Origin of the sequence: Geobacillus sp. WSUCF-018B (genome assembly GCF_002809985.1) — a bacterium.
Classification (GTDB): domain Bacteria; phylum Bacillota; class Bacilli; order Bacillales; family Anoxybacillaceae; genus Geobacillus; species Geobacillus thermophilus.
In genome coordinates, this window is the sequence record NZ_PIJF01000116.1 from 1 (window position 1) to 2,174 (window position 2,174).

A 2,174-nucleotide genomic window follows, 5' to 3' on the forward strand; every position below is an offset into this window, starting at 1 on the left:
ATACGAGATGCCTAAAATCGGGCACCTCTGCTTTCCTATTGCCTTTTTTGGCCATTTTCAGTATACCCTCACGGATCAGGAGCGTATACCGCACTCACCCAGTGGTGGGGATTTTCACGGAAAAATATCATCAGACGGTTCGAATTTAAGCGAGCGGCTTGAAGATCAGCTGACAGCGAACGTATTTGGTACGTCGCGTTATCTCCCTTTTCACAAAGGGATTAAGCCGATTTTAAGCAAGGCTGTATTTTTTTCTCAAACTGATCAAACGGTGTTCATAAATGGTTTGGAGATGCAAAAAGACGAGTTTATAGGGGATAAGGTTAAGTTTTGGGTCAAGGGAGAAAGAAGTGAAATCGATGTTTTACTTGAATTGGATCATTTGATCATAGGAATCGAAGTGAAATACCATAGTCCTTTATCATCAGACGATCAATTGGAGCGAGAAGCGAGTGATTTACTAAAGGGTAAAGGGCAGACGCCAAAGTTTTTGCTCTTATTAGGAACGGAACCAGAAGTGAATATGATTGCTAAAAAGGTGATGGAAAACAGAAAACTGCCAAGCGGTGTTCATTTTGGGTATTTATCGTGGCAAGAAGTGCTCCATCAAATGGTGTACGTGCAAAAAAATGAAACATTGAATGAGTTTGAAAGGTTAATGCTGAAAGATTTGGTTGCTTTATTGAGAAAAAAGGGATTTGATCGTTTTCAAAACTTTCAAAGCCTTGCTTGTCCTTTAGTTGACCACTGCTCCTACTTTCATTTTTATACAGATGAACAGTTTTTTCATTTAAGTGCCAACCGTATTGAAAAGGAGGGGTATTATGAATTCTGTTAGCGTACAGGAAAACATAAAAAACGCTTTCGAGGTTGTGCGAAAAACGTACGAGAGTGTCGATAAACTGTTGGCGGAAATGGACCGTCAATCGGTCGAATGTGGATTTGTTCCGGTGACCCCGCAATTTTTGCGTTGGAAATCAGACCGCGAGTATCGAGGCTGGTTCATTCAATCTTTTATCAAGCTATATCAGAGAGATTCTGCGCCTCCTTGCCAGTCGGGGAATGGGTTGAAAAACGACCCAATCTATGCAGTTGAAATCTCATTTGAAGAAGAACCACGGATGACGTTATGCAAATACGTATATTCAACCCTTGAACATTGGGATAAACCGCCGAGCGTTTCTGAACATTGGTTTTTCTATTGGCCTTTATACGATGGCGATAACTTTACTGACCATGAACTTGAAAATGGAGTGTTTAGAACTGTTCCAAATGATGAAAAAACTTCGGAAAAATATGGTAAAATTCAAGAAGTTATTTCAAAGGAAATTGACTTATTATCCATTACATCAACGAACATTAAGGATAGGGTGTTTGATGAGTTGCATCGTTTGTGACAGATAAACTGGAATTAGGGAAATGAAAACAGTTGACAGACTGAGGAGGGCGGTGCGTAGGGATCAAAATAGAAATGTCTCTTCGGATGGTAATATTCCGTCTAGCGGAGTTGGATAAATGGAGAAACGGCGAAAGAGAAAACGGTTATTGCAGAAAACAGCCTGGTACAAAAGAATTTAGTTATTTGGGAGTTTTAAAATGAACACGATAGAGTATAATTGCCATTTCACACTGCTTACGGCGAAGATATGGCAAGCCCTGCTTTTTTCCCGTGAATCGGGAATCGCTGGCCAAGGAGCATCGTATTAAAGATATGGGGGGAGAGGAATGAACATGCTGAGCTTTGAGCATAAGAAAGCTATTTTTCGGTCATTTAAGCAATTACAAGAAAAGCCTATAAGTAACAATCGAGTAAATTATGTTTATCCAGAAAGCTTGCAAAGAGGGAAAATATTAGCTAGGGAGTTATCACCTAGTGGAAATGGATATGTAAATGGCAAGTATATGGATAGTGAAATCATAAAGAAAAAAGGATATAACGTTGATCGACGAGGATGGATAAACATTGCAGATTTTTCTGAAGAGCAGTTAAGGGAAGTGATTGAGATTGCCATGATGTCTATGTCAGGGAAAAGGGCTGAAATGATACAAACTGGCGAAAATTTGAACCATGACAGCACGAGTGTTGATTATCCAAAATTATACATACGCCTTCCATAAATTTGGGCATACTCAAACAAAGCAGCGGCCATCCCGGATTTCCAATCGAGAGGAAG

The 2,174-nt window shown here is 39.8% G+C and carries 3 protein-coding genes; all 3 read left to right on the forward strand.

Annotation, left to right across the window (positions count from 1 at the left end; translation table 11 throughout):
* The first annotated feature begins 7 nt into the window (after positions 1–7).
* A complete protein-coding gene (locus CV944_RS16770; protein WP_233205259.1) occupies positions 8–838 on the forward strand; it encodes a hypothetical protein in 831 nt (276 codons plus the stop codon).
* Positions 825–1,397: a hypothetical protein gene (locus CV944_RS16775; protein ID WP_033025178.1), complete on the forward strand. Its 573-nt coding sequence runs from the start codon at positions 825–827 to the stop codon at positions 1,395–1,397. Before CV944_RS16770 ends, CV944_RS16775 begins: the two co-directional genes overlap by 14 nt.
* A 328-nt stretch (positions 1,398–1,725) precedes the next feature.
* Positions 1,726–2,118: a hypothetical protein gene (locus CV944_RS16780; RefSeq protein ID WP_199170468.1), complete on the forward strand. Its 393-nt coding sequence runs from the start codon at positions 1,726–1,728 to the stop codon at positions 2,116–2,118.
* The last annotated feature ends 56 nt before the right edge of the window (positions 2,119–2,174 follow it).